The 26,888-nt window shown below is 70.3% G+C and carries 27 protein-coding genes and 1 pseudogene; 14 read left to right on the top strand and 14 right to left on the bottom strand.

Translation table 11 applies throughout. From position 1 onward, the window contains the following. The first annotated feature begins 10 nt into the window (after positions 1 to 10). Positions 11 to 574, top strand: a complete 564-nt coding sequence (locus JJ691_RS17280) for a hypothetical protein (RefSeq protein ID WP_211769775.1) — start codon at positions 11 to 13, stop codon at positions 572 to 574. Positions 575 to 624: 50 nt separating this feature from the next. Here the strand turns inward: JJ691_RS17280 and JJ691_RS17275 are convergent, their stop codons facing one another. Genes JJ691_RS17275 through JJ691_RS17260 form a run of 4 tightly spaced genes read right to left on the bottom strand, consistent with a single transcriptional unit; the run spans position 625 to position 5,830 of the window. Then, positions 625 to 3,339, bottom strand: a complete 2,715-nt coding sequence (locus JJ691_RS17275) for an FAD-binding and (Fe-S)-binding domain-containing protein (RefSeq protein ID WP_249227994.1) — start codon at positions 3,337 to 3,339, stop codon at positions 625 to 627. Further along, on the bottom strand, positions 3,329 to 4,474 hold the full coding sequence (locus JJ691_RS17270) for a pyridoxal-phosphate-dependent aminotransferase family protein (RefSeq protein ID WP_211769774.1): 1,146 nt from the start codon (positions 4,472 to 4,474) through the stop codon (positions 3,329 to 3,331). The genes JJ691_RS17275 and JJ691_RS17270 overlap by 11 nt, the downstream gene beginning before the upstream one ends. Before the next feature lie 16 nt (positions 4,475 to 4,490). Continuing rightward, entirely contained in the window at positions 4,491 to 5,318 is an 828-nt protein-coding gene (locus tag JJ691_RS17265) for a patatin-like phospholipase family protein (RefSeq protein ID WP_211769773.1), read from the bottom strand. Then, positions 5,315 to 5,830, bottom strand: coding sequence for a winged helix-turn-helix transcriptional regulator (locus JJ691_RS17260; protein WP_211769772.1), 516 nt, complete (start codon positions 5,828 to 5,830; stop codon positions 5,315 to 5,317). Before JJ691_RS17260 ends, JJ691_RS17265 begins: the two co-directional genes overlap by 4 nt. Before the next feature lie 84 nt (positions 5,831 to 5,914). Here JJ691_RS17260 and JJ691_RS17255 point away from each other — a divergent pair, with 84 nt between their 5' ends. Beyond that, complete coding sequence (locus JJ691_RS17255) at positions 5,915 to 6,637, top strand: hypothetical protein (RefSeq protein WP_211769771.1); 723 nt, start codon at positions 5,915 to 5,917, stop codon at positions 6,635 to 6,637. A gap of 43 nt (positions 6,638 to 6,680) precedes the next feature. Beyond that, the gene (locus tag JJ691_RS17250; protein ID WP_211769770.1) at positions 6,681 to 7,610 is read left to right on the top strand and encodes an NmrA family NAD(P)-binding protein; all 930 of its coding nucleotides are present in this window, start codon (positions 6,681 to 6,683) and stop codon (positions 7,608 to 7,610) included. Positions 7,611 to 7,619: 9 nt separating this feature from the next. Here the strand turns inward: JJ691_RS17250 and JJ691_RS17245 are convergent, their stop codons facing one another. Then, positions 7,620 to 8,057 carry an Lrp/AsnC family transcriptional regulator gene (locus JJ691_RS17245; protein ID WP_211769769.1) on the bottom strand — a complete coding sequence of 146 codons (438 nt, stop codon included), beginning with the start codon at positions 8,055 to 8,057 and terminating at the stop codon, positions 7,620 to 7,622. A gap of 120 nt (positions 8,058 to 8,177) precedes the next feature. Between JJ691_RS17245 and JJ691_RS17240 the strand changes: the two genes are divergently transcribed. Further along, the gene (locus JJ691_RS17240) at positions 8,178 to 9,440 is read left to right on the top strand and encodes an ArgE/DapE family deacylase (RefSeq protein WP_249227993.1); all 1,263 of its coding nucleotides are present in this window, start codon (positions 8,178 to 8,180) and stop codon (positions 9,438 to 9,440) included. Between the two features lie 135 nt (positions 9,441 to 9,575). Then, entirely contained in the window at positions 9,576 to 11,213 is a 1,638-nt protein-coding gene (locus JJ691_RS17235) for a glycoside hydrolase family 71/99-like protein (RefSeq protein ID WP_211769768.1), read from the top strand. Positions 11,214 to 11,254: 41 nt separating this feature from the next. Here the strand turns inward: JJ691_RS17235 and JJ691_RS17230 are convergent, their stop codons facing one another. Beyond that, positions 11,255 to 11,638, bottom strand: a complete 384-nt coding sequence (locus JJ691_RS17230; RefSeq protein WP_249228242.1) for a nuclear transport factor 2 family protein — start codon at positions 11,636 to 11,638, stop codon at positions 11,255 to 11,257. 54 nt (positions 11,639 to 11,692) lie between these two features. On the opposite strand from JJ691_RS17230, the pseudogene JJ691_RS53180 reads away from it, so the two are divergent. From JJ691_RS53180 to JJ691_RS17220, 3 genes and pseudogenes are all read left to right on the top strand, one after another. Beyond that, a pseudogene (locus tag JJ691_RS53180) lies at positions 11,693 to 11,803 on the top strand (HTH domain-containing protein); the annotation flags it as partial. Positions 11,804 to 12,014: 211 nt separating this feature from the next. Further along, positions 12,015 to 12,185: a WYL domain-containing protein gene (locus JJ691_RS52370; RefSeq protein ID WP_249228241.1), complete on the top strand. Its 171-nt coding sequence runs from the start codon at positions 12,015 to 12,017 to the stop codon at positions 12,183 to 12,185. 7 nt (positions 12,186 to 12,192) lie between these two features. Beyond that, a complete protein-coding gene (locus tag JJ691_RS17220) occupies positions 12,193 to 13,371 on the top strand; it encodes an acyl-CoA dehydrogenase family protein (protein WP_211769765.1) in 1,179 nt (392 codons plus the stop codon). Between the two features lies 1 nt (position 13,372). Here the strand turns inward: JJ691_RS17220 and JJ691_RS17215 are convergent, their stop codons facing one another. Continuing rightward, positions 13,373 to 13,825 carry a MarR family winged helix-turn-helix transcriptional regulator gene (locus JJ691_RS17215; protein WP_211769764.1) on the bottom strand — a complete coding sequence of 151 codons (453 nt, stop codon included), beginning with the start codon at positions 13,823 to 13,825 and terminating at the stop codon, positions 13,373 to 13,375. Positions 13,826 to 13,906: 81 nt separating this feature from the next. Between JJ691_RS17215 and JJ691_RS17210 the strand changes: the two genes are divergently transcribed. Further along, positions 13,907 to 15,397 carry a carboxylesterase/lipase family protein gene (locus tag JJ691_RS17210; RefSeq protein WP_211769763.1) on the top strand — a complete coding sequence of 497 codons (1,491 nt, stop codon included), beginning with the start codon at positions 13,907 to 13,909 and terminating at the stop codon, positions 15,395 to 15,397. A gap of 1 nt (position 15,398) precedes the next feature. On the opposite strand, the gene JJ691_RS17205 is transcribed toward JJ691_RS17210, so the two are convergent. Then, positions 15,399 to 16,511, bottom strand: coding sequence for a DUF418 domain-containing protein (locus tag JJ691_RS17205; RefSeq protein WP_249227992.1), 1,113 nt, complete (start codon positions 16,509 to 16,511; stop codon positions 15,399 to 15,401). Between the two features lie 40 nt (positions 16,512 to 16,551). Further along, positions 16,552 to 17,664 carry a sensor histidine kinase gene (locus JJ691_RS17200; RefSeq protein WP_211769762.1) on the bottom strand — a complete coding sequence of 371 codons (1,113 nt, stop codon included), beginning with the start codon at positions 17,662 to 17,664 and terminating at the stop codon, positions 16,552 to 16,554. 192 nt (positions 17,665 to 17,856) lie between these two features. Here JJ691_RS17200 and JJ691_RS17195 point away from each other — a divergent pair, with 192 nt between their 5' ends. Both JJ691_RS17195 and JJ691_RS17190 read left to right on the top strand, forming a co-directional pair. Further along, on the top strand, positions 17,857 to 18,375 hold the full coding sequence (locus tag JJ691_RS17195) for a DUF2076 domain-containing protein (RefSeq protein WP_211769761.1): 519 nt from the start codon (positions 17,857 to 17,859) through the stop codon (positions 18,373 to 18,375). Positions 18,376 to 18,450: 75 nt separating this feature from the next. Beyond that, a complete protein-coding gene (locus tag JJ691_RS17190; protein ID WP_249227991.1) occupies positions 18,451 to 19,002 on the top strand; it encodes a SanA/YdcF family protein in 552 nt (183 codons plus the stop codon). 64 nt (positions 19,003 to 19,066) lie between these two features. Here JJ691_RS17190 and JJ691_RS17185 read toward each other — a convergent pair whose 3' ends face one another. The 3 genes from JJ691_RS17185 to JJ691_RS17175 all read right to left on the bottom strand — a co-directional run bounded on the left by JJ691_RS17185 (position 19,067) and on the right by JJ691_RS17175 (position 21,496). Continuing rightward, a complete protein-coding gene (locus JJ691_RS17185; RefSeq protein ID WP_211769759.1) occupies positions 19,067 to 20,659 on the bottom strand; it encodes an outer membrane protein assembly factor BamB family protein in 1,593 nt (530 codons plus the stop codon). 157 nt (positions 20,660 to 20,816) lie between these two features. Next, complete coding sequence (locus JJ691_RS17180; protein ID WP_211769758.1) at positions 20,817 to 20,981, bottom strand: hypothetical protein; 165 nt, start codon at positions 20,979 to 20,981, stop codon at positions 20,817 to 20,819. Positions 20,982 to 21,010: 29 nt separating this feature from the next. Next, positions 21,011 to 21,496: a luciferase domain-containing protein gene (locus JJ691_RS17175; protein WP_211769757.1), complete on the bottom strand. Its 486-nt coding sequence runs from the start codon at positions 21,494 to 21,496 to the stop codon at positions 21,011 to 21,013. Positions 21,497 to 21,714: 218 nt separating this feature from the next. On the opposite strand from JJ691_RS17175, the gene JJ691_RS53380 reads away from it, so the two are divergent. From JJ691_RS53380 to JJ691_RS17160, 3 genes are all read left to right on the top strand, one after another. Further along, positions 21,715 to 22,449: an AfsR/SARP family transcriptional regulator gene (locus JJ691_RS53380; protein ID WP_211769756.1), complete on the top strand. Its 735-nt coding sequence runs from the start codon at positions 21,715 to 21,717 to the stop codon at positions 22,447 to 22,449. Further along, positions 22,386 to 23,159 carry a BTAD domain-containing putative transcriptional regulator gene (locus JJ691_RS17165; protein ID WP_442912777.1) on the top strand — a complete coding sequence of 258 codons (774 nt, stop codon included), beginning with the start codon at positions 22,386 to 22,388 and terminating at the stop codon, positions 23,157 to 23,159. Before JJ691_RS53380 ends, JJ691_RS17165 begins: the two co-directional genes overlap by 64 nt. A 507-nt stretch (positions 23,160 to 23,666) precedes the next feature. Further along, positions 23,667 to 24,665, top strand: coding sequence for a tetratricopeptide repeat protein (locus tag JJ691_RS17160; protein WP_211769755.1), 999 nt, complete (start codon positions 23,667 to 23,669; stop codon positions 24,663 to 24,665). Here the strand turns inward: JJ691_RS17160 and JJ691_RS17155 are convergent. Both JJ691_RS17155 and JJ691_RS17150 read right to left on the bottom strand, forming a co-directional pair. Then, positions 24,662 to 25,279 (bottom strand): TetR/AcrR family transcriptional regulator, encoded by a 618-nt coding sequence (locus JJ691_RS17155; protein ID WP_211769754.1) that lies wholly within the window; start codon positions 25,277 to 25,279, stop codon positions 24,662 to 24,664. The two genes, JJ691_RS17160 and JJ691_RS17155, sit on opposite strands and share 4 nt — an antisense overlap. Before the next feature lie 78 nt (positions 25,280 to 25,357). Beyond that, positions 25,358 to 26,863: a glycoside hydrolase family 5 protein gene (locus tag JJ691_RS17150; RefSeq protein ID WP_211769753.1), complete on the bottom strand. Its 1,506-nt coding sequence runs from the start codon at positions 26,861 to 26,863 to the stop codon at positions 25,358 to 25,360. Positions 26,864 to 26,888: the final 25 nt, after the last annotated feature.

The following is a 26,888-nucleotide window of genomic DNA, read 5'->3' as shown; positions in this document are numbered from 1 at the left end:
GTGAGAAGTCATGCGGGCAGAACCGGTCGCGTATGTTCCCAAGAGGCAGCCGGACGTCGCGGAGCCGTGGCGGTGTTTCGGCGCCGACGAGGAAACGTATGAACGCTGGGCGCCCCATGTCTGCGGGATCTGCTGTCTCAAGATGGTCGGCGACACGCTCGGCCGGACCACGGATCTCTCGCTCCACGAGCTGACCGTCATGTGTGTCGACCGTGGCGGGTTTCGGGTCAACGCCGACGACACGATCGAGGGTGTCTTCCACCATCCGCTCGCGGCGCTCGGGAACGACCTGGGCATTCCATCGCGGGTGGCCCCCGGGGTGGACGTCGCACAGGCCAGGAGCGTGGTCGCCGAGTCGGGTTTTGTGCTCTTCTCGGTCGACCTGGCCAGGTTCGACCAGCGGCTGCGGGGCGGTCATCTGCTCCTGCTGCACGACTATCTCCCCGCGGCCGACGAGTTCGTGCTGCACGACTGCTCCTCGGCCGTCGGGCAGCCGGGCCGGGACGTACGGCTCACGAGTGCCGTGCTGGCCCGGATCGGCAACAACAAAGGCCTGATCGTGGATCCGAGCTGAGCGCCGACCGGATCGATGTGGTGTCGCTGGGTTTCGGCCAGTGTTGGACGTCATAGGCGTTTCACGGCGTCGAGCACGAGAAGCACGGGGTGCAAGGCCGTCCGCCCGGTGCCATGGACGATCTGCTGTCGGCAGGAGACGCCGGTCGCGGCGATGAAGGTGCCGGCGTCGGCGGCGCGGACCGCCGGGAACAGGCGGTCTTCGCCGATCTTCATGGACAGGTCGTAGTGCTCGGCCTCGAAGCCGAAGGAGCCGGCCATGCCGCAGCAGCCGGCGTCCAGCTCCTCGACGGTCACGCCCGGGATGCGGCGCAGCAGTTCAACAGTGGCGCGGGTGCCGACTTCGGCCTTCTGGTGGCAGTGCCCGTGTAGCAGGATCTTTTTGCCGGGCAAAGCCCGCAGGGTGAGCCGGCCGTCGTCGATGGCTTCCAGCAACAGGTCCTCGATCAGCCGGACCCTGCTGACCAGTTCGGGTTGCTCGTGCAGCATCATCAGGCACGACGGCTCGCAGCCGGTGATCGGCGTGTCGGGGCCGACGGTGTCCAGAAGGGCGCGCAGCTGCCGGCCGGCGCGGCCGACCAGGCCTTTGGACAATGCGGCCCGCCCGCAGCACTGCTCGCCGGTCAGCCTGACTCGATACCCGGCCAGTTCCAGGAGTTCGATCGACGCCTGGCCGACATCGGGGTCGGTGAAGCTGGTGAACGAGTCGGCCAGGAACGTGACCGGCCGCGTCCCGGAACCACGGGTGTGCCAGCGGAACCACGACCGGAGGGTGCGGCGGCGGAACCGGGGGAGCGGCCGCTTGGTGGTGATTCCCAGCAGTGGGCGGAGAAAACCGCCGAGATTGGACAACGGCGCGGTGGCGGAGCCGAGGCGGTTCAGCGTGCGGATAGCGCCGAACAGCCTGGTGCGCAAGGGAATGCCGTGCCGGTCGTGGTAATGGGACAACGCCTCGCTCTTGAGCGTCGCCATGTCCACGCCGAGCGGGCATTCACTCTTGCACGCCTTGCACATCAGACAGAGGTCGAGGATTTCGTGCAGCCGCTCATCTCCGAGTGAGCGAGCCGGGTCCGGTGTGGACAGTGCCTTCACGAGCGCGTTGGCCCGGCCGCGGGTGGAGTCCTCCTCGTCGAGCGTGGCCATGTACGACGGGCACATGGTGCCGCTGCCACGCTTGCGGCACAGGCCGATGTTCATGCAGCGGTCGGCCGCGCCGCGCATGCCGCCGACGACTTCGAAGTCCAGCCGGGTGCGGAACTCGACAGCCGCCGGCAGTGCGGGATCACGCAGGTGCTCGGTCATCAACGGCGAGTCGACGATCTTGCCCGGGTTGAGCCGACCTGACGGGTCGAACAATCCCTTGACCTGTCGCATCGCCTCGTACAGGCGGTCGCCGAAGACCTCCCGGTTGAACTCGCTGCGGGCCAGGCCGTCGCCGTGCTCGCTGGAGTTGGCGCCGCCGTACTCCGCGACCAGGTCCTTGACCTCCCCGGCCACCGCGCGCATCCGCCGCACCTGCGCCGGGTCGGTGAGGTCGACGAACGGCCGGATGTGCAGGCAGCCGACCGAACAGTGCCCGTAGAAGCCGGCGTTCATGCCGTTTCGGTCGAGGATTTCCTTGAACCGCAGGGTGTACGCGGCCAGGTGCGTCGGATCCACCGCCGTGTCCTCCACAAACGCCAGCGGCCGGTGGGATCCGACGCTGGCCGCCATCAGCAGGCCGAGGCTGGACTTGCGCACCTTGAGCAGCGCCGACTGCTGCGCGGGCGTCTCCGCGCGCAGCGTGTGGTAGCCGTGTCCGTTGGCCTGCCACGACTTCGCCAGCTGGTCGAGGCGGGCCACGAGCTCGTCCCGGTCGTCGCCGGTGAAGCTGACGAACAGCAGCGCCTCGGGATCGCCGACCAGGATGTCGCCCAGCGCGGCGTACTCGATCTTCTGCCGGGACAGGTCCAGGATCGTGCGGTCCATCAGCTCGACGCCGGACGGATCGCCGGCCAGCGCGTCCTGGGTGGCTTCGATGGCGGCTTGCACCGAGGTGAAGTGGCCGACGGCGATGACCGTGAACCGGGGCTTGGGCACCAGGTCGACCAGGGCCCGGGTGACCACCACCAGCGTGCCCTCGGAGCCGACGACGAACTTGGCCAGGTCCATCGGGCCGTCCGGGGTGAGCCGGTCCAGCCGGTAGCCGCCGGCCCGCCGCCAGAACGCCGGATAGTCCCCGGCGATCGCCCGCGCGTTGTCCCGCACGATCTCCCGCAGGCCCGGAAACTCCGTGTCGGGGCCGAAATGCGCGCCTACGCCGTCCGCGAGCACGACGTCCAGCTCGCGGACGTGGTCGATGGTCATGCCGTAGCGGATCGAGCCGCTGCCGGCGGAGTTGTTGCCGATCATGCCGCCGATGGTGGCGCGGTTGCTGGTCGAGGTGTCCGGCCCGAACATCAGGCCGTGCCCGGCGGCCGCCGCGTTGAGCTGGTCCTGCACGACCCCCGGCTCCACCAGCGCGGTCCGGGCCTCCGGGTCGATGGCCAGGATCCGGTTCATGTGCCGGGAGAAGTCCAGCACGAGGCCGGATCCGGTGGTCTGGCCGGCGAGGCTGGTGCCCGCGCCGCGCGGCACGATCGTCTCCCCGCGCCGGAGAACCGTGACGACGTCGTCGGCCGAGCGCGGGAAGACGACTCCCTTCGGCTCGATCGCGTACATGCTGGCGTCACGGGAGAACAGGTGTCGGGTGTAGTCGTCGAACCGGGCGTCGAGGTCACCGCCCACCGAGCACCTCCAGCGCCGCGGCGACGCCGGCCGGGTCGATGGGCACACCGCAGAGCCGGAGTCCCATTTGGACACCGGAGAGCGTGCCGGCGAGGCTGAGATCGTTGAAGTGCCCGAGATGCTCGATGCGGAAGACCTGGCCGGCCAGCCGGCCGAGGCCCACGCCCAGGGACATGTCGAACTCCCGCAGGATGAGTTCCCGCACCTTGTCGGCCTCCGGCAGCACGACCGCGGTCACGGTGGCCGAGTGTTCCCGGTCGTCGGCGCACTGGATGCCCAGGCCCCAGGCGTGCACCGCCGTCCGGGTGGCGAGGGCGTGCCGGCGATGGCGTTCCCAGACGTTCGGCAGCCCTTCCTCGTCCAGCATCCGCAACGATTCCCGCAGGCCGTAGAGGAGATTGGTGGCCGGTGTGTACGGGAAGGAGCCGCCCTCGTTGGCGTCGAGGATCGGCTGCCAGTCCCAGAACGACCGCGGCAGGCCGGCGGATCGGTTGGCGGCCAACGCCTTCGCGCTGACCGCGGTGAAGCCGAGACCGGGCGGCAGCATCAAGCCCTTCTGTGACGCGGCGATGGTGACATCGATGCCCCACTCGTCATGGCGGAAGTCCACCGATCCCAATGAGGACACTGCGTCCACAAGTAGCAGCGCGGGATGCCCGGCCTGGTCGAGCGCCTGCCGGATCTCCGGGATGCGGCTGGCCACGCCGGTGGAGGTCTCGTTGTGCACCACGCACACCGCCGCCGTGTCGGGCCGCAGGTGCTCGGCCATCTGAGTCGGATCGACGCCGTGCCGCCAGTCGCCGGGCACGAAGTCGATCCGCAGGCCCAGGCTCTCGGCCATCTTCCGCCACAAAGCGGCGAAATGCCCCGTCTCGAAGCACAACACCCGGTCTTCGGGGCTGAGGGTGTTGACCAGGGCCGCTTCCCACGCGCCGGTGCCCGACGCGGGGTAGACGACGACCGGCCCGGCGGTGCCGAAAACCGGTCGCAGCGCGGTCAGGAGGTCAAGTGTGAACGCCGCGAACTCCGGGCCGCGGTGGTCGATTGTCGGGGCCGAGATCGCCCGCAACACCTGGTCTGGCACGTTCGTCGGGCCGGGGATCTGCAGAAAGTGCCGTCCGCTGTGCGTAGCCACCGGTCCACGGTAGCGCTCAGCCGCGCCACCAGGCGGTGAGATCTTCGGCGATGTCTCCGGCCTGGCTCGCGCCAGCGGCCACCGCGACGTCGACGAACTGAGGATCGAGCAGGTCGCTGACGGCCTGGTAGAACGGCGTCGCGGTGATGACGCGGACCTGGAACCCGTGCGCGGCGAGAATGTCGGCCTCGCGAGCGTGATTGTCGTTGGGCACCGGGGCCAACACGAGCACCCGTCCACTGCCACCGAGGTCGACCAGTAGATCGGCGTTGGTGCCGGAGCGCACGCCGCCGTCGACCCAGACCGAGCCGGCCACGGTCACCGGCGGTGCCACGCCGGGCGCTGCCGTCGAACACGACACTGCGACGGCCAGCGAGACGCCGTCCGCCGCCGACCAGGCTCGGGCCTGTCCGGTCTCGGCGTTCACGGCGGCGATCCGGAGCCGGGGCGACCATGGGCCCTCGGGCAGGGTCGCCTTCCAGAGCTCTTCGGCCTGGTCACTGGAGATCGGCGGGATCGCCGCGACAGCCGCCTGTCCGATGCTCCGTGCGGACTCAGTGTCCGATGTGGACTGCGCCATGGCTCGTCGCAGCAGGTTCTTGTCGCCGTAACCGGACTTGGCGTTGGCGGCATGCCACCTGGCCCGGTCGACCATGCGGCCGGGCAGCTCCGGCAGGCCGTCGGGGGTCATGGTCAGCCAGGCGCCGGCCACCGATCCGGCCGAGGTGCCCAGCACGACGTCGGCCTGGTCCAGCGGCAGCCCGGCGGAGACCAGTCCGTGCAGCAGGGCTGAAGTCCAAGCCACGCCGACCGGCCCGCCGCCGCCCAACACCAGTGCGTTCACCGGAGCGGGGTGAGCATGCGGCGGGGCTGGGACAGCTCTTTGGACACAGGGTCCATTTCCGCGGCGGGCACCTGGTAGCCGGGACCGGGCTCGGTCCTGATCTCCGGAACCGGGACTACTGCGCCGCATTTCTGGCAGCGGCTCTCATGGTCGATCAACCCGCCGTCGGCCTCGTGTCGGAACACGCGCTTGGCCGCGCCGGGGGAGTAGGTCTCGTCGCCCCAGTGCAACAGGGAACGCACCACCGGCCACAGGGCCAGGCCGCGGTCGGTCAGGTGGTACTCGACGACGCCCGCGTCCTCCTCCCGGGCCAGCACTCCCTCCTGGGTGAGGGACTTCAGGCGGCTGGTCAGCACCGCGCGCGGGATGCCGAGTTGGGTGGCGAAGTCGCCGAACCGGCGCACGCCGAACAGGGCGTCGCGGATGATCAGCAGCGTCCACCGCTCGCCGACCACCTCCAGCGCCCGGGCCAGCGAGCAGTTGGCCTCTGCGTACGTGTGGGGAAGGGCCATGTGCCCACTCTACCTCGACAGTTCGCTCACTGAACCGCAATCGTGTTACTTTCGAGTTCAGTGAACGAACTGACCGGAGGAAGCATGTCCGACCTGCTGGATCTGGTGCTGGAGGCGCACGGAGGCCTGGACCGGTGGCGACGGGTCCAGCAGGTCCGGGCCCGGCTCGACCTCACCGGCCCGACCTTCGTGGCGCTTGGCCAGGGCACGACGTTGGTCGGGGTGGACGTCGAGGTCCACGTGCACGAGCAGTGCACCGTGTTCGCCGGTTTCACCGGCCCTGGGCGACGCGGCGTCTACACCCCGGACCTGGTGACCGTGACCGAGGCGGACGGCACCGTCCTGGCCCAGCGGGGCGCGCCGCGGGAGTCCTACCCGCTGGGGGACGCGGACGCGGGCTGGGATGCCTTGCACGCCTTGTACTTCGCCGGGTACGGCTTGTGGAACTACCTGACCACGCCCTATCTGCTGACGCTGCCGGGCATGCGGACCGAAGAGCTCGAACCGTCCGAAGTAGACGGATGGTCACTTCGGCGGCTCCGCGTGACGTTCCCGCCGCACATTGCCACCCACAGCACCGAGCAGGTCTTCTACTTCGGCGAGGACGGCCTGCTGCGGCGGATCGACTATGCGCCCTACGTGTTCGGCGGCCGGCCCGGCGCCCACCACATCGACGCCCACGAAACGGTGTCCGGCCTGGTGTTTCCCACCCACCGCCACGTGCGGACGGCGGTGGGCGGCCGGGTCGGCGCCGAGGCGATCATCACCCTCGACCTCGCCGACATCAGCGTGGCATTCGCCGACTGACCGAGGAGCCGCACATGTCCTTGACGAGAAAGAGAGAACCCCAGTGAGTGAAGGTCCTGTTCTGGTCACCGGCGCGACCGGGCAACACGGCGGCACCGGCGCGTACGTGGTGCGTCGGCTGCTGGCGGAAGGCCTGCCGGTGCGGGCGCTGGTCCGCCGCCTGGACGAGCGGTCCGAGCAGGTCGCCGACCTCGGTGCGGAGCTCGTCGTCGGCGACCTCACTGACTACCGGAGCCTGACGGTGGCGCTGGACGGGGTGTCCGCGGCCTACTTCACGTTCCCGGTCGACGCGGGCATCGTGCCGGCGGCGGCCCACTATGCCCAGGCGGCAAGGGATGTGGGCGGCGAGTTCCGGACGGTGGTGATGTCGATGGGGCCGGCGACGCAGCGGCACCCCAGCCACCTGGGCCGCAGCCAGTGGCTGGCCGAGCAGACCCTGCAGTGGGCCGGGCTGGACGTGACGATCCTGCGTATGGCCGCCATGTTCCACGAGAACCTGCCTTTGTTGTTCACGCGGTCGGTGCGCGACGAGGGCGTCATCCGCAACTGCTTCGGCGACAACCCGATGAGCTGGCTCAACGCCCTCGACGCGGCGGAGCTGTGCGTGGTGGCGCTGCTGCGTCCGGAGCGGTTCGCCGACAAGGTCGCGCACTACCTGCCCGGCCCGGAACTGTACGACTTCCACCAGGTCGCCAAGATCCTCGGCGACGTGCTCGAACGCCCGGTCGGCTACGAGCCGATCAGCCGCGAGGCCTGGACCGAGTCGCTGCTGGGCCTGGCCGCCTCGCCCGAGGCCGGCCTGCTCCAGCCGAACATGGCCCGGCACATCGCGGCCTGCGGCTATGCCGTGGCCAACTCGCAGGAGCGCGGCAACACCGACTACCACGACACCGGCCTGTTCCAGCGGGTGACCGGACGCGAACCCGTGCTGCTGCACCAGTACCTCACCGAGCAGGCCGGCAACTTCCGGTGACGGACGTGGTCATGACCGGGGGCGGTTGATCAGTCGCGAGAGCACGATGACGCTTTCCGTGCGGTCGATGACGTGGCTCTCGCGCATGCGCTGGATCGCCTGTTCCAGATGGGGAATGTCGGCCGCGCGCATATACACGAGCGCGTCGGCGGCGCCGGAGACCGTGCAGGCCTCGATCACCTCGGGGATCGCGTCCAGCTCCCGTCGCAGGGCGACCGGCGTCGGGTTGCCGCGGCAGTACACCTCGACGTACGCCTCGGCCGACCAGCCCAGCACCTCGGTGTTGACCAGGGCGGTGAAGCCGGCGATGACCCCGTCGGCGACGAGGCGGTCCAGCCGGCGTTTGGCCGCCGACGGCGACAACCCGGCGGCCTGGCCGATCTCGGCGAAGGTGCTGCGGGCGTTGACGGTGACGCACCGGATGATCGCCTCGTCGATGCTGTCCATGGGCCCCTCTCCGGAGGTCGCAAAAATCCGCCACAACATAGCAAGCCGTGCAAAATATCGGTGGTGGTCGGCAATCGATGGCGATTGAGTGCGCGGCGGGGGCGCTCCTAGCATCGAGGCGTGTCCTTGAACGAGACCGAGTCGGCCGCGCTGGCGGCCATCGACGAGCAATCCGTTGCCACCACACTGCTTGAGCTGCTGGCCATGCCCAGCGTGACCGGGTCGGCGGCGGAGTCGGAGGCGCAGCACTGGCTGGCCCACCGCCTGCGCCGGCTCGGCCTCGACGTCGACCTGTGGTCGATGGATCTGCCGGCGCTGCGGGCGGATCCGGACTTCCCCGGGTCGGAGGCACCACGCGACGAGGCCTGGGGCCTGGTGGCCGCGACGGAGCACGGCGGCGACGGGCCGACGGTGATTCTCCAGGGGCACGTCGATGTGGTGCCGCCGGGCGATCTCGCGCGCTGGGAAGGTGATCCGTTCACGCCTCGCACGGTGGGCGGCATCGTGCACGGCCGTGGGGCTTGCGACATGAAGGGCGGGGTGGTGGCCAACCTTGCCGCGCTGGAGGCGATCCAGGCCAGTGGCGTGCGGCTTCGGGGTCAGGTGGCCGCCCATTTTGTTGTCAGCGAAGAGGATGGCGGCCTCGGTGCGTTCGGCACGTTGCGGCGCGGGCACACCGGCGACGCGTGCGTCATCACTGAGCCAACGAGTGGAAACCTGGTGACTGCGAACGCGGGTTCGCTGACCTTCCGCATCGAGGTGCCCGGTCAGGCCACGCATGCGAGCACGCGGGAGGCCGGCGTCAGCGCTGTCGACGTCTACCTGCCGATCCATCAGGCCCTGGGCCGGCTGGAGGCCAGCCGCAATCGCGCGCCCGACCCCCGGCTGGCGCGGTATCGCCTGCCGTACGCGCTGTCGGTGGGCAAGGTGTGCGCCGGAGACTGGGCCAGCAGCGTGCCCGACCTACTGGTGGCCGAGGGTCGACTCGGCGTGCAGCTCGGCGAGGATCCGGCCGTGGCCCGGAAGCAGTTCGAGGAGTGTGTCGCGCAGGCGTGCGCGGACGATCCGTGGCTTCGAGATCATCCGGCCACGGTGACCTGGGCCGGCGGCCAGTTCGCCAGCGGCCAGCTGCCGGTCGGGGATCCTTTGCGTGGCTTGGTGGGGGAGGCCTGCGCGGATGCGACGGGCCGCCCGCAGCCGGAGGAATGTGGTGCCCCTTATGGCAGTGACCTGCGGCTGTACTCCGCCGCCGGCGTGCCGACCCTCCAATTCGGACCAGGCGATGTGCGGTTGGCCCACGGGCCAAAGGAACAGGTCCCGCTGGCCGATGTGCTGGACGTGACCCGCACGCTGGTGCTGGCCGTGCTCAGAGCTGCGGGATAGTTCTTCCATCTCACGGGAAAGTCGGGGTTTGCCATTGCGTTTCCGGCCTGGTGGCAGGATTCTGAGGATCCCTGCTGGCTCCGACACGTCACATGCCGCCACATCTCGTGTCCGCTACCGATTCGAGAGTGCATCGTGCTGCGAAAAACTCGGACCCTGCTCGTCATCGCCGCGACATGCCTGGTCTCGGCCGCGCTGACCCTGCCGGCCACCGCGACCCCCGCCGCCACCCACCCGACCGTGAAGGGCAAGGTCTACGCCGGCTACCAGGGCTGGTTCGGGGCCGCGGGCGACGGGTCGCCGATCAACAACTGGGTGCACTGGTCGGGTGGCACGGCCCCGTCGCCAGGGAACCAGACTTTTGAGATATATCCGGACATGCGGCCCTATCCGGCCAACGACCAGTTCCGCACCGGATACGCCAACCTGGGCAACGGCCAGCCGTCGACGCTGTTCTCCTCGTACCTCAACCAGACCGTCGACCTCCAGTTCTCCTGGATGCAGAAGTTCGGCATCGACGGCGCCGCGCTCCAGCGCTTCACCAGCGACATCCTTCAGCCCGGGTCGGCCCGCTACAACCAGCGCAACACCATCACGGCGCAGGCGCGGGACGCGGCCCAGAAGTACGGGCGGGCCTTCTACGTCGAGTACGACCTGTCCGGGATGACCGACGACCGCGAGCAGGCCGTCAAGAACGACTGGACGAACGTCGTCAAGAACTCCCTGCACCTGACCGATTCCCCGGCCTACGCCTACGAGGGCGGGAAGCCGGTGATCGAGCTGTGGGGCCTGGGTGTGGTCGGCTCGGCCGCGAACATCAACCCCAGCCTGGACCTGATCAACTGGTTCAAGGGGCAGGGCCTGTACGTGATCGGCGGCGTGCCCCGTGGCTGGCGCACCGACACCAACGCCAAACCCGGCTACGCGCCGGTGTACCAGGCGCTGAACATGGTGTCACCGTGGAACGTCGGCTCGAAGACGGTCGACGGCTCGCTGTTCGCCGCCGACCTGGCGGCGCTGTCCGCCCGGGGGCAGGACTACCAGCCGGTGATCTATCCCGGCTTCGCCTGGTCGAACTGGAACGGCGGGGCCCGCAACATGATTCCGCGACTGGCCGGCGCCTTCATGTGGCAGCAGGCGGCGGCGCTGCGGCAGGACGGCGTCAAGCAGGCGTTCATCGCCATGTTCGACGAGTACGACGAGGGCACGGCGATCGCGCCGCTGGCCGAGGACTCGTCGATGATCCCGACCAACCAGTACTTCCTCACCGCCAGCGCCGACGGCACCTTCCTGTCCTCGGACTTCTACCTGCGGCTGTCCGGCGCGGCGACCAAGATGATCAACGGCTCGGCCCCGCTGACCACCACCGTGCCGATCCCGCCCACCGACGGCGCGGTGGCCTTCCGCACCGGCTTCGAGCCCGGCCTGGACGCGATGCCCAGCGCCGCGCCGGAGCTGGCCGCCACCAACCACGTGCTGCGCGCACAGGGTTCGTCGGCCAGCCAGCGGCAGGTGTTCGCCGTGCACATCCCCGTGCAGGCGTCGACCAAGCTCAGCTACGACCTGGTGTCCGCCAACGGATCCGTGACGGTCGACGTGCAGTTCACCGATGGCACATCGACAACCGGCTTGCCGGTGCGCACCACCACGTCCGGGAGCCGGGTCACGCGTGACCTCGGTTCGGCGGCGACGGGCAGGACGATCAGCGCCATCCTGGTGGACGCTGCCGGCGCGCACGACGCCTCGATCGACAACCTGGAGATCGCCAGCTGAAGCGACAGCGCCGCCTCCTCGCGGGGGCGGCGCTGCCCTGGTCAGGCCGGGGTCTTCGGCGTTCGGCTCGACTGCGGGATCGGCTCCCGGTCGAAGACGCTGATCAGGTAATTGATCTTGCCGTCCCGCACCGTGATGTACTCGACGCTGCGGTAGTCGGCCACGTAGCGCATCTGCGTGATGGAGACGACCGCCGCGCGGTCGTCGTCGCCGAGCACGTCGATCAACTCGCCGCTGATCATGTCGGCCACGAACGTGGCGAGGAACTCTCGATAGCCGCCGACGCCTTCCATGCCCACGACCCGGCGACGCGGCGCCTGGCACACCACGTCATCGGCGACGAGGCTCAGCGCCTTCTCGACGTCCCCGGAAACCCAGGCGCGGCCGTACTCCTCAGCGATCTTCAGTGCGGATCCGTTGTCCATGGCGGCCATCCTCGACGTCATATATGTCATCCCCTGACATATACTTGGCCGGAGATGAGATCCGATCGCCTGCTGTCGATCCTGTTGCTGCTCCAGACCCACGGGCAGCTGTCCGCCGCGGATCTGGCCGAGCGCCTGGAGGTCTCGGTCCGCACGATCATGCGTGATGTGGAGGCGCTGTCCACTTGGGGCGTGCCCGTCTACACCGTCCGTGGCCCGCAGGGCGGCATCGCCTTGTTGCCGGGCTTTCGCACCGATGTCACCGGGCTGACCGCCGACGAGTCGCGGGCGCTGTTCGTGCTGCTGTCCGGCTCCGCGCACGCCGAACGACATCCTGCCCCTGTTCCTTCGTGTCCAGGAGGCCGAATTGTCCGAAGTGGACGACGAACCCGGTTGGACCAGGGTCGAGCTGCGGTTCCGGGCGATGCTCGGCGTCGAGACCCTGCTCGCCTTCGGCCCCGGCGTCGAAGTCCTCGCCCCCGACGACGCGCGCCAGGCGCTGGCCCGCCACGCCGAAGCCACCGCCGCCGTCTACCGTCGGCCATAGTGAAGGCATGTACACCGGCAACCCTGACGTCCCCGATGACGTCTTCGCGGACGTCCTGAGGCAGATCGACGACTTCGTGCGCACCCGGGTGATGCCCCGCGAGGTCGAGATCATGACCACCGACGCGATCCCCGACGACCTGCGCGCGCAGGCGGCGGCCATGGGGCTGTTCGGGTACGCCATCCCGCAGGAGTGGGGCGGGCTGGGCCTCGACCTCGTCCAGGACGTCGAGGTGGCCATGGCACTGGGCTACACGTCGCTGGCGCTGCGCTCGATGTTCGGCACCAACAACGGGATCGCCGGGCAGGTGCTGGTCGGTTTCGGCACGCCGGAGCAACGGGCGCGGTGGCTGCCCGGTATCGCCTCCGGCGAGATCGTGGCGTCGTTCGCGCTGACCGAGCCGGGGGCCGGCTCCAACCCCGCCGGCCTGCGGACCGCCGCCCGGCCGGACGGCGACGGCTGGATCATCGACGGCGGCAAGCAGTTCATCACCAATGCCACCGAGGCCGGCCTGTTTGTGGTCTTCGCTCGTGTCCGACCGGCTTCGGAGTCCGGCACCGGCATCGCGGTGTTCCTCGTCCCGTCCGACACGCCCGGGGTTCGGGTCGGGGCCAAGGACGTGAAGATGGGCCAGGAGGGTTCACGCACCGCCGAGGTGGCCTTCACCGGGGTCCGGGTCGGTCCGGAGGCCCTGGTCGGTGGGAACGGCGAGGTGGGCTATCGGGCCGCGATGACGTCGCTGGCTCGTGGCCGCATCCACATCGCCGGGCTGGCTGTCGGCTGCGCGCAGCGGGCCCTCGACGAGTCCGTGGCCTACGCCGCGACCGCCACCCAGGGCGGCACGCCGATCGGTGACTTCCAGTTGGTGCAGGCCATGATCGCCGACCAGCAGACTGGAGTGTTGGCCGGCCGTGCGCTGGTCCGCGAGGCCGCCCGCCGCTACGTCACCGGGGAGGATCGGCGGATCGGGCCGTCGGCGGCGAAGCTGTTCTGCACGGAGATGGCCGGCAAGGCAGCCGACCTCGCCGTGCAGGTGCATGGCGGCAGCGGCTACATGCGCGAGGTGGCGGTCGAGCGCATCTACCGTGACGTCCGGCTGCTGCGGCTGTACGAGGGCACCAGCGAGATCCAGCGGCTGATCATCGGCGGTGGACTGGTGCGGGCCCAACAGAAGAAGGCCCGCTGACTCACCCGGTCGGCACGCCCGCTTGTGCCTGTTCCACGTTTCGCCGCAGGGCGGCCAGCCCGGCCGCCAGTTGGTCGAGGGATCGCCCGGCCAGCGGGCCGGCCAGCCAGTGGCGAAGGCCGTCCTCGAAGGTGGGGGTGGCGGCGGCCAACAGCCGCCGGCCCTCGGTGGTGAGCTCGATCAGCGAGGACCGGCGGTTCTCCGGGTTGGGTCGTCGGCTGACCCAGCCCGCGGCCTCGATGCGGTCGACCGCCTTGCTGGTGGCGCCCACGGTGATCGCGACCTCGTCGGCGATGTCCTGCACTCGGCAGGCGGGTCGGCCGTCGATGATCCGCAGGAACTCGAACTGGCCGAGGGACAGGCCGTGCTCGGCCCGCAGGCGTTCGCCGAGCACGTTGTACAGCCTCGTCTCGTAGCGGACGAGGTCGACGAACACCTGCGTAAGGTCGGTCACAGTCACTCCTTCGAGCTTCCGCAGAAGGTTATTCCTAGGAATATAGTCTGGGGAGGCTAAAGACCGAAAGGGGCGGGACTGATGATCGTCGACACCACGCTCGGAGCCGTTCGCGGACGGGAGCTGCCCGACGGCAGCCGGGTCTTCGCCGGCATCCCGTTCGCCGCGCCACCGGTCGGCGAGCTGCGGTTCCGCCCGCCGCAGCCACTATCGCCGTGGACCGGGGTGCGCGACGCCGTCGAGTTCTCGGGCGCCCCCGTGCAGGGCGTTCCGTCGCTGGTCGGGCCGCAGGAGACCAAGATCCCGGCCCTGCCCGGCTTTCCCACCGGCGAGCTCGGTGAGATCTCCGAGGACTGTCTGTACCTCAATGTGTGGGTGCCCGCGACGCCGGCCGACGGGCCGCTCCCGGTGATCGTGTGGATCTACGGCGGTGGCTACGAGTCCGGCTCGGCGGCACCGCCGTACACCGACGGTGCCGCGCTGGCCCGCCAGACCGGTGCCGTGGTCGTCGCGGCCAACTATCGGCTGGGCGCGCTGGGATTCCTGCACCTGGCCGACTTCGGGCCCGAGTGGGCCGGCGCGACCAATCTCGGCTTGCAGGACCAGATGGCCGCGCTGCGCTGGGTTCGCGACAACATCGGCGGTTTCGGCGGCGACGCGGGGAACATCACCTTGGCCGGCCAGTCCGCCGGGGCGTTCTCCGTCGGCACGCTCTTGGCGGTCCCGACCGCCGCCGGGCTGTTCCACAAGGCGATCCTGCAGAGCGGCAACGCTTCCCGGAGTATCGACCGGGCCGCCGGTACCGGCATTGCCGAGGATCTGGTTGCCGCCCTTGGCCTTGACGGTCCGGCGGGGCTGCGCACCGTTCCCGTCGAGCGAATCCTGGAGAAGCAGGGCACCGTGATCGAAGGCGACATCGGCCGCCGCAACCTGCCGGGCGGCCGGACCTGGGGCGCGGTGATCGACGGGGACGTGGTGCCGGTCCCGTCGCACCAGGCTGTCGTGGCCGGGGTGGCGGCGCACATCCCGTTGTTGATCGGCGCGACTCGGGACGAGGTCCAGCTTTTCCAGGTCCTCAACGGTGATCGCTTCCGGCCCGCCGACGAGGCGGCCCTGCTGGCCGAGATGAGCCGGGCCGGCGCCGGCGATCCGGTCAAGCTGCTCGACGCGTACCGCGCTCGCCTCGGTTCCGCTGATCTGTCCACTGTGCGCAGTGCCTTCCTGACCGACGCCGTCTACCGGCGGCCGGCGACTCGCCTCGCCGCGGCACAGGTCGAAGCGGGCGGTCGTGCCTACCACTACCTGTTCAGTGATGAACCTTTTGGCTCCGCCATGGGCGCTTGCCACGGTGCCGACCTGCTCCACACCTTCGACGCGCTCGCCCTCGTCGGGGCCGACACCCCAGCGCGCCTGGCCATTCGGGACGCTCTCGTGCAGGCGTTCGCCGCCTTCGCCGCCACCGGCGACCCCGGCTGGCCCGGCTACGACGCCGGCAGTTCGCGGGCCATCGGCGGTGACAATCCGATGGCCCCCGAACCGCCCGCCGACGACGTCACAGCGGCTTGGGCATAGCTCAGCGGACCAGCTGCGCGGGCCGCGTGGCCAGGTTGAGCAGGTGTTCCAGCGGGCCCCGCCGGAACAGCCGCTGCCAGAGGGTGGCCGCGAGCGCGGTCACGAGGATGAACCCGAACAGCACTCCCACGGACGGGCCGGGGAGGTCTTCGATGCCCAACGCGCCGATGGCGAGCACGTGCCCGACGTAGGCGGTCAACGACATGGCGCCGACGGCGATCACCGGGGCCAGTAGCCGGTGGACGTGACGCACGGCCAGGAGCGCCAGGGCGACAACGGTGATCGCGACTCCGAGCGCGCCGGCGATCTCGAAGGGCGTGCCGCTGTGCGGGGAGGCGACGAGCAGCGCGGCGGGGGAATCCGTGCCGACGGTGCCGCTTTCACCAGCCAACTGGCCCATGGCGTCCGGAGACACGGCCAGCAGCGCCTGCCGGCCGCCGAAAACCTCCAGCGCCAGCCAGGATCCGCCGTAGCCGAGCAGTGCGAGCGCCGGACCGAGCAAGGCCAGGCGCGTGCGGACGGCGTCGGAGGTCAGGTCGACGCGTCCCAGGGCCATGCCGGCGACGACGAACGGCATCCAGGTGATGGCCGGGTAGGTGCCGGTGAGCAGCAGGCCGACCAGGCCGTCGGACGGGTCGGGTTCGAGGGCCGACCGGATCGCGAACGAGGCGAGCGGGCCGGCGATCGCCAGCGTCGCGGCGGTGATCGCCAAGGCCCTCGCGCGCAGCCGGATCAGCGGCAGTGCCAGCAGAAAGTAGACGCCGTAGTAGGCGATGATCACGTCGACCGGCGTGTCGAGCATGGTCAAAACCGTGCCCAGCCCGAGCAGGATGACGGCGCGGATCACGATCCGCGCCATCGCCTGCCGGCCCGCGACACTCGTCCTGGGCTGCTGGCGTCCGGTCATCAACGCCAGCGACACCCCGGCCAGCGTGGCGAACAGGGCGGAGGAGCGGCCGTGGGCGAACTGCATCACCGCGCCGAGGAAGCCGCCCGCGGTCGCGGGATCGGGGCCGACGTGCGCGGCGAACATGCCGAACACGGCCAGTCCGCGGGCGAGGTCGACGCCGGCCAGTCGGGACGTCGACGGGAGGGGAAGCTGTTGCTGTGACACAGCATCAGCATCGTCGGGACGGGCGGTTCGCGACCATCCCTCAGGTGGCCCCGGATTCCCGCCGACCGGATGGAAGATCGACCATCGGCAGCCGCAGCCGGAGGGCGAAGCCGCCGTCGCCGGTCGGGGCAGCGGTCATGGTGCCGCCCAGCAGCGCGGCGCGTTCTTCGAGCCCCACGAGGCCGTGCCGGGCGCTGGGCAGGGTCAGCGTCGGGAGCCGAGGCGGGGTGTTGGAGACGGTGACGGTGAGATCGTTGTCATCACGGGAGAATTCGACGGTGGCAACACTGCCGGGGGCGTGTTTGCGGACGTTGGTGAGGGCTTCCTGCACGGTGCGGTAGATGGTCCGCTGAGCCAGGGCGTCCAATTCGGACGGTGCGCTGCCGACCATCCGGGCCGGGATTCCGCTGCCGTGTACCAGGTGTTCGAGGTCGGACAGGGTGGGCTGCGGACTGAGCTCGCCCCCGGCGGTGCCGGAGGCGCGGAGCAGGTTGACCATGTGGCGCAGTTCGTCGAGGGTGTCCACGGAGAGTTGGCGGATGTTCTCGGCGACGTTCCTGGTGGCGGGTTCGCGGGCGCTGACCTGGAGCGCGCCGGCCTGCACGGCGATGAGGCTGACCTGGTGGGACACGACGTCGTGCATCTCGCGGGCGAGTTGGTTGCGCTCCTTGGCCAGCACGGCCTGTGCGTCGAGTAGCCGTTCGTGCTCGCGGGCCTGCACGATGTCGCGGTGGGCCCGGACGAACTGGCCGAGGAAGATGGGCGCGGCGGCGGTCATCGCGGCGTAGATGACGGCGAGCACGGTGTCGCTGGTGACGATGTTCAGGTCTGGCCCGGGAAAGAGATAGCCCAACGCCCCGAGGACGCCGCAGCCGGCCAGCAGCCAGCGGTCGGAGTTCCGCACGGCGACGGCGTAGAGGGCGACGAGGGTGGCGATGACCGAGCCCACGACGGCCAGCGCCGGCAGGGTCAGCAGGAACACGGCGACCGGCCAGCGGCGGCGGACCAGCAGCGCGAGGACGGCGACCACCACGCTGAGGATCTGCGGCCACGACGCCGAGACGTTGAGGGCCGCGTCGACGGCGGCCAGGCCGAGCGCGGCGGCCTCGCCGGCCAGATACCGGTTCACGGCTGGATTTCCAGCGACAGTCATGCCTGCGGCCCTCCCGGAGTGTGCCGGTCCCCAGTCTCTCCGCCCGCGCGCGGGCCCACCATCCGAGGCCTGGCCGGGGACGCCGACCACCTGGCTGGAAAGGACCCGCCGGGTGGCGGGCATCCCCGGCCGGGCATCCGATGCCCCGACCCGCCGTCGGCGCGGAGCATTGGCGGGGACGGAAGGAGTCCCATGGAGAGCAACGACCAGCAGCTGATCCTCGGACTGGCCGAGCGGCTGCGGCAGGCGCAGCCGGTGCAGAAGGACCCGCAGCCGGCGGAGCTGATCGCCCGGCACATCGCGTCCCAACCGGACGCGGTCTACCTGCTCACGCAGGCCGTGCTGGTGCAGGAGGACGCGCTTCGCGCCGCCCAGGCCCAGATCGCCGACCTGAACGCCCGGCTCGCGCCGCAGCCGCAGCCCGGCGGCGGTTTCCTGGCCGGCATGTTCGGCCGCGGCCAGGCCCCCGCCCCAAACTCAGCCCCTGCGCCGGCATCCGCACCCGCGCCGTATGCCGCACCGGCCGAGGCCCAGCCGGCACGATCCGGTGGCAGTTTCCTCAAGACCGCCGCGGCCGCGGCGGCCGGTGTCGCCGGTGGCGGGCTGCTGTTGCAGGGCCTGACCGGCGCCTTCAGCGGCCATCAGGAAGCCGCGCCGAGCCCGACCCAGCTGGCTGACGCCGAGTGGGAGGAAGAGTCCGACCAGTGGTGAGTGTGATTGCATGGGGATGTGGGGGATGAGCCGCGACACCGCCGGTGGCCGAAACGCGTCCTGATCGCTGGGCTGGTGGCGTTGCTGCTGGCGGTCGTGGTGACGGGCGGAAGCGTGGCGTGGGCCTACACGGCCTCCGCCGGCCATCGCCACGACCCGGCGGACGCGCCCAGCGCACCGGTGGTGATCGTCTTCGGTGCGGAGGTCGGGACGCCGTTCCTCGCCGGGCGGCTGGCGGCGACGGCCAACCTGGTGAAGGCGGGCAAGGCGGCGTCGGTGTTGGTGTCCGGCAACGCCAACGGCACGTCCGGCGACGAGACCAGGGCGATGACCGCCTACCTCACGGCCAACGGCGTCGCCCCGGCCAGGATCATCGTGGACGGCGACGGCGTGGACACGTACGCCACGTGTGCCCGGGCGGTCCAGGTCTTCAAGATCCGACGCGCGTTGCTGGTGACGCAGGCGTATCACCTGCCGAGGGCGGTGGCGCTGTGCCGGAACCTGGGCATGGACGCGGACGGCGTCAAGGCCACCTGTGACTGCGGCGGCCTGCTGCTGTTCCGGAACGAGGTCCGGGAATGGCTGGCCACGGTCCTCGCCGCCAAGAACGCGATCTCGCCCCCGTGACAAAGGGGATCGCCCAGCCGGTGGGGGACCGGCCGGGCGATCGAGTCGGCGGTGCTGCGGGGTGTCAGCGGCCGCCGGGCGTGAAGGCGTAGAACGTGGTGCTGTGCACGCCATGGGGGTAGAACAGGTTCTGGTAGCCGTTGCCCCAGTACACGGTTCCGTCCACCACGGCCGGTCCGGCGTTGGCCGAGCCCTGCCCCTGGTAGTTCCACAGGATCTTGCCGGTCGCCCCGTCCAGCGCGAACATCTTGCCGCTGATCGAGGTGGCGTACATGACGCCGTTGGCCACGGTGACCGCGCCGGGTGTCTCGTTGGCGGACGGATCGGCGGTCTCCCACAGGATCTTGCCGGTCTGCGCGTCCAGCGCGGCGAAGAAGCCGTTGCTGGTGGTCTGTCCGTTCATCAGGGTGAACGGCACGTGGTTGGAGTTGGCCTGGGACAGGTAGATCCGCTTGTTGTCGGTGGCCGAGCCCCACTCCACGCCGCCGTGCAGGCCGGCCGGGCCGACCAAGGTCTGCCACAGCACCTTGCCGGTGCCCGGGTCGACCTGCCAGTAGTCGCCGTTCTTCTGCCCGGCGGTGACCACCTCGTGCGGCCAACCGTCGGGGCCGGTCGGGAACGCGATGTGCATGCCGTCGGCGAAGTCGCTGTCCAGCCCCGGGTTGGGCGGGCAGTTCTGCGGCGGCTGGCCCGGGTTGCACGCGGCGGTCCACGTGTCGAACATCTTGGCCCCGGCCTCCCACACCGGCGTCCCGTCGGACATCCGGAAGGCCAGCATCGAGTCGATGTGGTCGTCGGGCGACAGGCACTGCTGCGGGGTGCCGCCGGCCGTCTGGCAGTCGGACACGCTCTGCGGCACGCTCAGGTTCTGGCCGGAGCCGATGTAGACCAGTCCGCGGTATGGGTCGACCACGGGCTCGCCGCCCCACACGCCGCCGCCGGAGTAGCCGCCGGGCTGGCCGCCGTTGTCCGGCACCGTGTACCGCTGCCACAGGATCTTGCCGGTCGACGCCTGCACGGCGAGCAGGCTGCCGCGGAAGGAACCGAACGGCAGACCGGGAACGGTGGCGGTGGCCGCCTGCTTGGACGAGACGCCCACGTACAGCACGCCGTTGAAGATGGTCGGCGACTGGGTCATCACCGCGGCGAAGTTGCTGTCCGCGGTGGTGATCCACTTCAGCGCGCCGGTGGTGGCGTCCACGGCCATCAGGTGCGTGCCGTTGGAGAAGTTGGCCGCGTTCTGGTCGCCGATGTAGATGGTGTTGCCGTACACCAGCGGGCTGGTCCGGGACAGGCTGCCCGGCAGGCCGTTGTAGTCGCTGATCTGCTTCTGCCAGATCAGCTGCCCGGTGTGCCGGTTGAGCTTGTACAGGTAGCCGGCCCAGTCCGGGAAGATGATCGTGTCACCCACCACCGCCGGCGTGGCCGAGACGTCCCCGTGCGTGGTGAACGTCCATTTCGGGGCCAGGCTGCTCACGTTGCGGGTGTTGATGTCGTGCTCGTACGGGTTGTTCCTGCTGTTGAACAGGTCGTGGCCCGAGTAGGTCCAGTCGGGCGTGCCCAGGTCGAACGCCGCGTAGGGCGGCGGGACCGGGTACCCGTGCGCGGAGGCGGGGGCGAGCATGGTCAGCATGCCCACCGCCGCCGCAGCCAGCACCACGAGTCCCCGGGGTCGACGTCGCCTGCGGCGCGGTACTGACGGGTCGCGCTGCATCAATCCTCCTCTGCCGGTCCGCTCCGGCGCCCAGTCAGGCGCCGACGCGAGAAGATGCTGGCAGTGGGCGATCAAAGCGACATGAATCCGCCGCTGGCGCCTACAGCGGCGGCCATTCGCCGCCCTCGGTGCCGCCCTGCGGCCCGCCCGAGTCCGCCATGGCGACGGTGGCCGAGGGGTGCGTGGCGACCTGCGCCTGGGTCACGGTGGACACCGCCAACAGGGCGAACGCCAGACCGAGCACGATGTTCAGCGGCTTCCACATGGTTGAGGCACCTTTCGTTGCGACAGCCGTCATTCGTTGACACCCGCGATCCACTGGCCGTCGGGTCCCGACCGACCCCGCGCATGGCGGTAGGAAATCTGCAACAGCGTCCACACAACACCGAGCTCGGCCTCGTCACGCGGCCCGAACAGCAGGAACGGGCCGGACGACACACTGGGCTTTCCCCAACCTGCCGTGCTGGCCGCCGACGCGTAGGCCGACGGCAGCGCGATGTGCAGGCTCCCGTCGTAGCTCGGGTGCAGGTGGGCGAACTCGGTCACGGCGATGAACGCCGTGAGGGGTCCCTGCGCCAGCTTCGGGGCCAGGTGCAGCCCCTCACTGCCCGGCACGCAGGCGGTGGCCGGCCGGACCAGCACGCCGCGCAGCCCGCGGGCCAGCAGCATGAGCCGTTCCCGCAACCACCGCGGCGCGTTCTGGGTCAGCTGCTCCTGTCGGCGCTCGTCGGAGACCAGCGGCATCGGGCCCTCGCGTCGGGGCAGCTCGCCCGGCGTCACCGCGGCCTCCTGATGTCGGGTGGTCCCATCCCGTTCTCCCCCGCCTCCGGCCGGTGTCGTGCGAACACCGAGAACAGTGCCGGGCCGTGCTCCCGGTTCGTTCCCGTGCCGATTCCGCCCAGCTCCCGCCGTTACCGGGGACCGGCGCGGTACCGGCACGGGAAGGGCGGCTCGCACGATCGGCGCAGTGACCGGACTCGCCGACCGGAGGAGCTGCCGTGCTGGAATTCACCTTGCTGGGCCCGGTGGGGGTCCATGGCGCCGACCGTCCGGTCCAGCTGACCTCGGCCAAGATCAAGCAGGTCCGCGCGCTCCTGTTGGTGGACAGCCCGCGGGTGGTCGACGTCGGCCGGATCGTCACGGAGCTGTGGCCGGTGCGGCCGCCGAAGTCGGCGCTGAGCACCGTGCACACCTACGTCTATCTGATGCGCAAGCAGCTGGCCGAGCACGTCGAGGACGTCAACCGGCTGGTCGCGACCGTGAGCAACGGCTATGTCATGACAGTCGATCCGCAGGCGGTCGACGCCGGCCGGTTCGAACGGTGTGTCCGCGACGGCCGTGTCCTGCTGGACGGGGGCCGGGCGGCGGAGGCGTCGGTCAGGTTCGACGAGGCGCTGGCCATGTGGCGGGGATCCGCGCTGGCCGACGTTCGTGGGGGACCGATGCTGGACGCCGAGGCCATCCGGCTGGAGGGCCTGCGTGAGGCCGCTCTGGAGTTGCGGGTCCAGGCCCATTGGACGAGGCCCTGGCGCTGTGGCGCGGCGAACCCCTGGTCGGGGTGCCGGGTCCGTTCGCCGACCGGCAGCGGCTGCACCTGGCCGAACTGCACGTCAGCCTGGTCGAGGAACGGGCCGATCTCGACCTCGCCGCCGGGCGGTTTCCGGCCGCCGTGGCGCTGCTGCGTGATCTCGCGGCGGCACATCCGCTGCGTGAGCGCTTGCAAGGGCTGTTGATGCGTGCTTTGCATGGCGCCGGACGGCAGGCTGACGCGCTGGCCGCGTTCCGCGACACCCGGCTTCGCCTGGCCGAGGAGATCGGCATCGAGCCGTGCGCCGAGCTTGCCGCCCTGCACCAACAGATTCTCAGCGGTGAGCTCTCGATTGCCCGACAGGGCACGGACGTTGTCGACGAGCCGCCGGACCGCTGGGCCACGCTGCCGGTTCCGGCCCAGCTGCCGCCGGACATTCCGGACTTCGTCGGCCGTGACGGCGAGATCGACGCCTTGTGCGGCATTCTGACCGACCCCGGGCGAGGTACGCCCGCGGTGGTTGCCATGACCGGCATGGCCGGCGTCGGCAAGTCCTCCCTGGCTCTGCACGCCGCGTACGCGATCGCCGACCGGTTCCCGGACGGCCAGCTGTTCGTCGACCTGCGCGGCCACGTCGAGGGCATGGACCCGCTGGATCCGATGGACGCCCTCGAACAGCTGTTGGGGGCGGTCGGGGTCGGCGGCGACCAGATCCCGGACGAGCTGGCCGCCCGCTCGGCGATGTGGCGGACGCGGATGGCCGGCAAGCGAATGCTCGTGGTGCTGGACGACGCCGTGGGCATCGGCCAGCTCCGCCCGCTGCTGCCGGGCGCGGCCGGCTGCCTGCTGTTGGTCACCAGCCGGGCCCGGATACCGATCTGGACGGCGTGGTGCCGATCTCGCTGCGTCCGATGACCGACGAGGAGTCCGTCGACCTGCTCGGCCGCATCATCGGCAAGGCCCAGGTCACCGAGTCCGCCACCGAGGTCCGTGAGCTGGTCGAGGTGTGCGGGCACCTGCCGCTGGCGCTGCGCATCGCCGCCGCCCGGCTCAAGAACCGTCCGATGTGGACTGTCGAGGACATGGTGCGGCGGCTGCGCAAGGAGGACGACCGGCTGGACGAGCTGGCCACCGCCGATCGCAGCGTGTCGACCACGATCGAGATGTCCTACCAGCGGCTGCCGATCGGCACCCGCCGGCTGTTCCGCTATCTGGCCATGACCTTGGGCACGGACTTCGGCGCGCACGCGGCGGCCGCCATCGCGAACATGCCCCTCGGCCTGACCGGACGGATCCTGGAGGACCTGCTCGACGCCCACCTGTTGCTCCAGGTTCGATCAGGAGCAGGACGCACTGTTCGCGGCCATCGCGCTGGTCGCCGAGCACGGGCTCGACTACCACGGCAGCCACCTGCCCCGCGCGATGGCCAGCTACCTGCAGATCCGCGGCCGCCTGCACAACCACGTCGACATGCTGCGCGTGGCGCTGGTGGCCGCCGCCCTCAGCGGGGACCGCTCCATCGAGGTGATGAACCTCAGCGCGCTGTCCTCCGTGCAGTGGCAGATGGGCAAGGTCGGCGAGGTGTTCGCCAACATGCGGCGGGCGCTGTCGATCGCCGAGGCGTCCGGCGACCGCGAGTCGGAAGCCGTGTGCCTGAGCCGGATCGGCCTGCTGTCGCAGAGCGTCGGCCGGTACACCGAGGCGTTGTCCCATCTCGAACGGGCGCTGGTGGCCCACCGGGAGACCGGCAACCTCTTCGAGGAGGGCGTCGCGCTCAGCACCTTGTGCGTGGTGCACCTGGCCCTGGGCCGTGACCGGGTCGCTCGCGATGTCGGCCGTACAGCCCTGCTTCTGCACGAACAGCTCAACCACGGCGTCTACATGGTGACCACGATGGAGACGATCGCCGCCGCCGAGCTGGAACTGGGCGACTACGCCGCCGCCACCGATGTGCTCGCCCGCGCCATGCGCACCACCCGCGACATCGGCTTCCGCGCCGGCGAGGCCATGGTCCTGATGCGCCAGACCGACGCCGACCGTCGTATGGGCCGGCTGGACGACGCCCTGGAGCACGGGGTGCGGGCGCTGGAACTGCTCTGGACCATTCAGCGCCCTGCCGTCGAGGCCGAGGCGATGAACATTCTCGGTGCCGTGCACCGGGAACGGGGCGAGCTCACCGCCGCGATGTCCCACTATCGCAACGCCGTCGAGCTGGCCGAGCGGATCCAGTGCCGGCTGGAGCTGGGCAAGGCCCTGGCCGGCGTCGGCGATGTCCTGGCCCAGCTGGGCGACCTGGATGAGGCTGCCGAGCAATGGCGTTATGCCCTGCGCCACCACGAGGCCATGGGCACACCGTGGGCGGAGACGTTGCGGGACAAGCTGAATCCGGCCGACCCGGCCGCTGAGCGCGAAGGGGCCTAGGGGAACAGCAGGGCCGCGGCGGTCTCCCACTCGTGCACCAGGTCGACGGCCTCGGGCGTGCGCAGCCACTGGTCCTGCAACCCGTCCATCATCGCGATGATCTGGCGGGCCAGGGTTTCCGGGCGGTCGGTGACCTCGGCGGCCAGCGCCGTGAACGCGGCGAGCGCGTTGCGCTGGCGGTTGGCGAAGTGCTCGTGGGCGGGATGGCTCGGCGTCAGCGATTCGGCCTTGAGCACGGCGAACAGGCGCACGATCTCCGGCTGCGTGGCGTTGCGACGCATGGTGGCCAGGCACAGCTGGCGCAGGTCGACGCCGGCCGGCCCGCCCTCGGACCACTCGTCGGGCATTTCGGCCTCGCTCACGCCCAGGTGCACGCGCAGCGACCGCGCGTCCTCGACGTCCCGATGCTCCAGGACAGCGACGAGTAGCCCGGCCTTGGAACCAAAGTGGCGGAGCACCCCGGGCACGGTCAGCCCACACCGGTCGGCCACGTCCTGCATGGACAGGCCCCAGAAGCCGCACTCGGCGATGACCGCGGCCGTGATCTCCAGGATCTGACGCCGTCGCTCGGCGGCGGGCAGGCGCTGCTGGTCCCGGCGGTAGGACGCGGCCATCGGCCTCCGTTTCGCAGGTGGTCGGTGCGAGCTTACCCGCCGATCCCACCGGGCGGCCGGCGGGATCGGCGGGGCCGGTCAGGGATAGACGGCCGCGAGACGGTCCACAATGGAGGGACGCTGCCAGGTCGCGGCGTTGCGGTTGAGCAGGCCGAACTGGTCGTCGCCCACGCCCAGGGAACCGTTGTCCCACACCATGGTCCGCTGTCCGAACTGCTTGGCGTAGGACTCGATGTGGGTCTCGTAGTTGGCCACCTGGTCGGCGTTGTCCCCGCCGTTGTACGGCTTCACGGTGGCGCCGAACTCCGTCCACACCACGTGGATGCCCCGGCTGGTGAACAACTGGTTGGCGTGGTTGACGTCGCCGTCGGGCAGGTAGTTCATCGAGCCGTCCCACGTCAGGTAGTTCGGCGCGGTGGCCGAGCAGAAGGCCCACGGATTGTAGGTGTGCACCGACACCGCGACGTGACTGTCGTTGGGCACGCGGAGATTGTCCGCGCCGGCGCCGGCATTGGCCCCGTACGGCGTCACCAGCAGCCACCGCGTGGCGTTGGCTCCGCCGGTGGCCCGGACGTCGTTGACGAAGTCCTGGTTCAGCGTGTTGATCGCCGGCCAGTTGTCGGCGGTGCCGCCGCCGTACCGGTTGCCGCCGTTGGCATCCTGCGGCTCGTTCATCGCCTCGAACAGCAGATGCTGGTCGTAGCCGTTGAAGTAGCCGGCGACCTGCCGCCAGATGGCGTTGAACTCCGGCTCCACCTGCGGCATCCGCGAGGCGCTGGGGATCAGCCAGCTGTCGCCGCCGCCGTCGTGGTGCATGTTGACGTCGACGTACATGCCGTCGCCGATCGCCCAGTCCACCACCTGCTTGAGGCGGGCCAGGAAGGCCGGGTCGACGGTGTAGCCCGGGGATCCGGTGGTCAGGTGCGGATACCAGGTGACCGGGATGCGCAGGAAGTTGAACCGGGTGGCCACCCGGTCGATCATCGCCTTGGTGGTGGCCGGGTTGCCCCAACTGGTCTCGGTCGGGGTGGCGTCGAAGGAGTTGCCCAGGTTCCAGCCGGCCTTGAGCTGGCTCCAGATGTCCGTGCCGCCGCCGCTGTCGCCGTTGACCGCCCACTGTTGGTTCGCGGTGCCGCCGCAGGACCAGAGCTGCAGGTACGAGCCGTTGACGCTGCCGTTGGCGTCCAGGCACTTGCCGGACTGGGGGTTGGTGATCGTGCCGTTGGCGACCTGCCACTGCTGGGCCCCGGTGCCGTTGCAGTCGTAGAGCTGCACCCGGGCCCCGTTGGCGGTCGACCCGCCGCTGACGTCCAGGCAGCGTCCGGACTGCGGGTTGGTGATGGTCCCGTTGGCCGCCTGCCACTGTTGCGCGCCGGTGCCGTTGCAGTCGTAGAGCTGCACCGCCGTGCCGTTGGCGACGCCGCCGGACTGCACGTCCACGCAGCGGCCGCTCTGCTGGCCGGTGATCGTGCCGGGGGCCGGCGCCGCCGCCGTCGCGGCGCCGACCCCCATCCACGCCATGGTCGCGGCCATGACGGTGATCGTGACGGCGGCCAGGGCGCGCCGCCTGGGGGAGAAGGGCATGCTGATGTTCCTCCTTGGTTGCAGG

This window comes from Kutzneria sp. CA-103260, assembly GCF_018263855.1.
Taxonomy (GTDB): Bacteria; Actinomycetota; Actinomycetes; order Mycobacteriales; family Pseudonocardiaceae; genus Kutzneria.
Note: the sequence above shows the minus strand (reverse complement) of the source record. Positions and strands in the feature narration are given on the sequence as shown.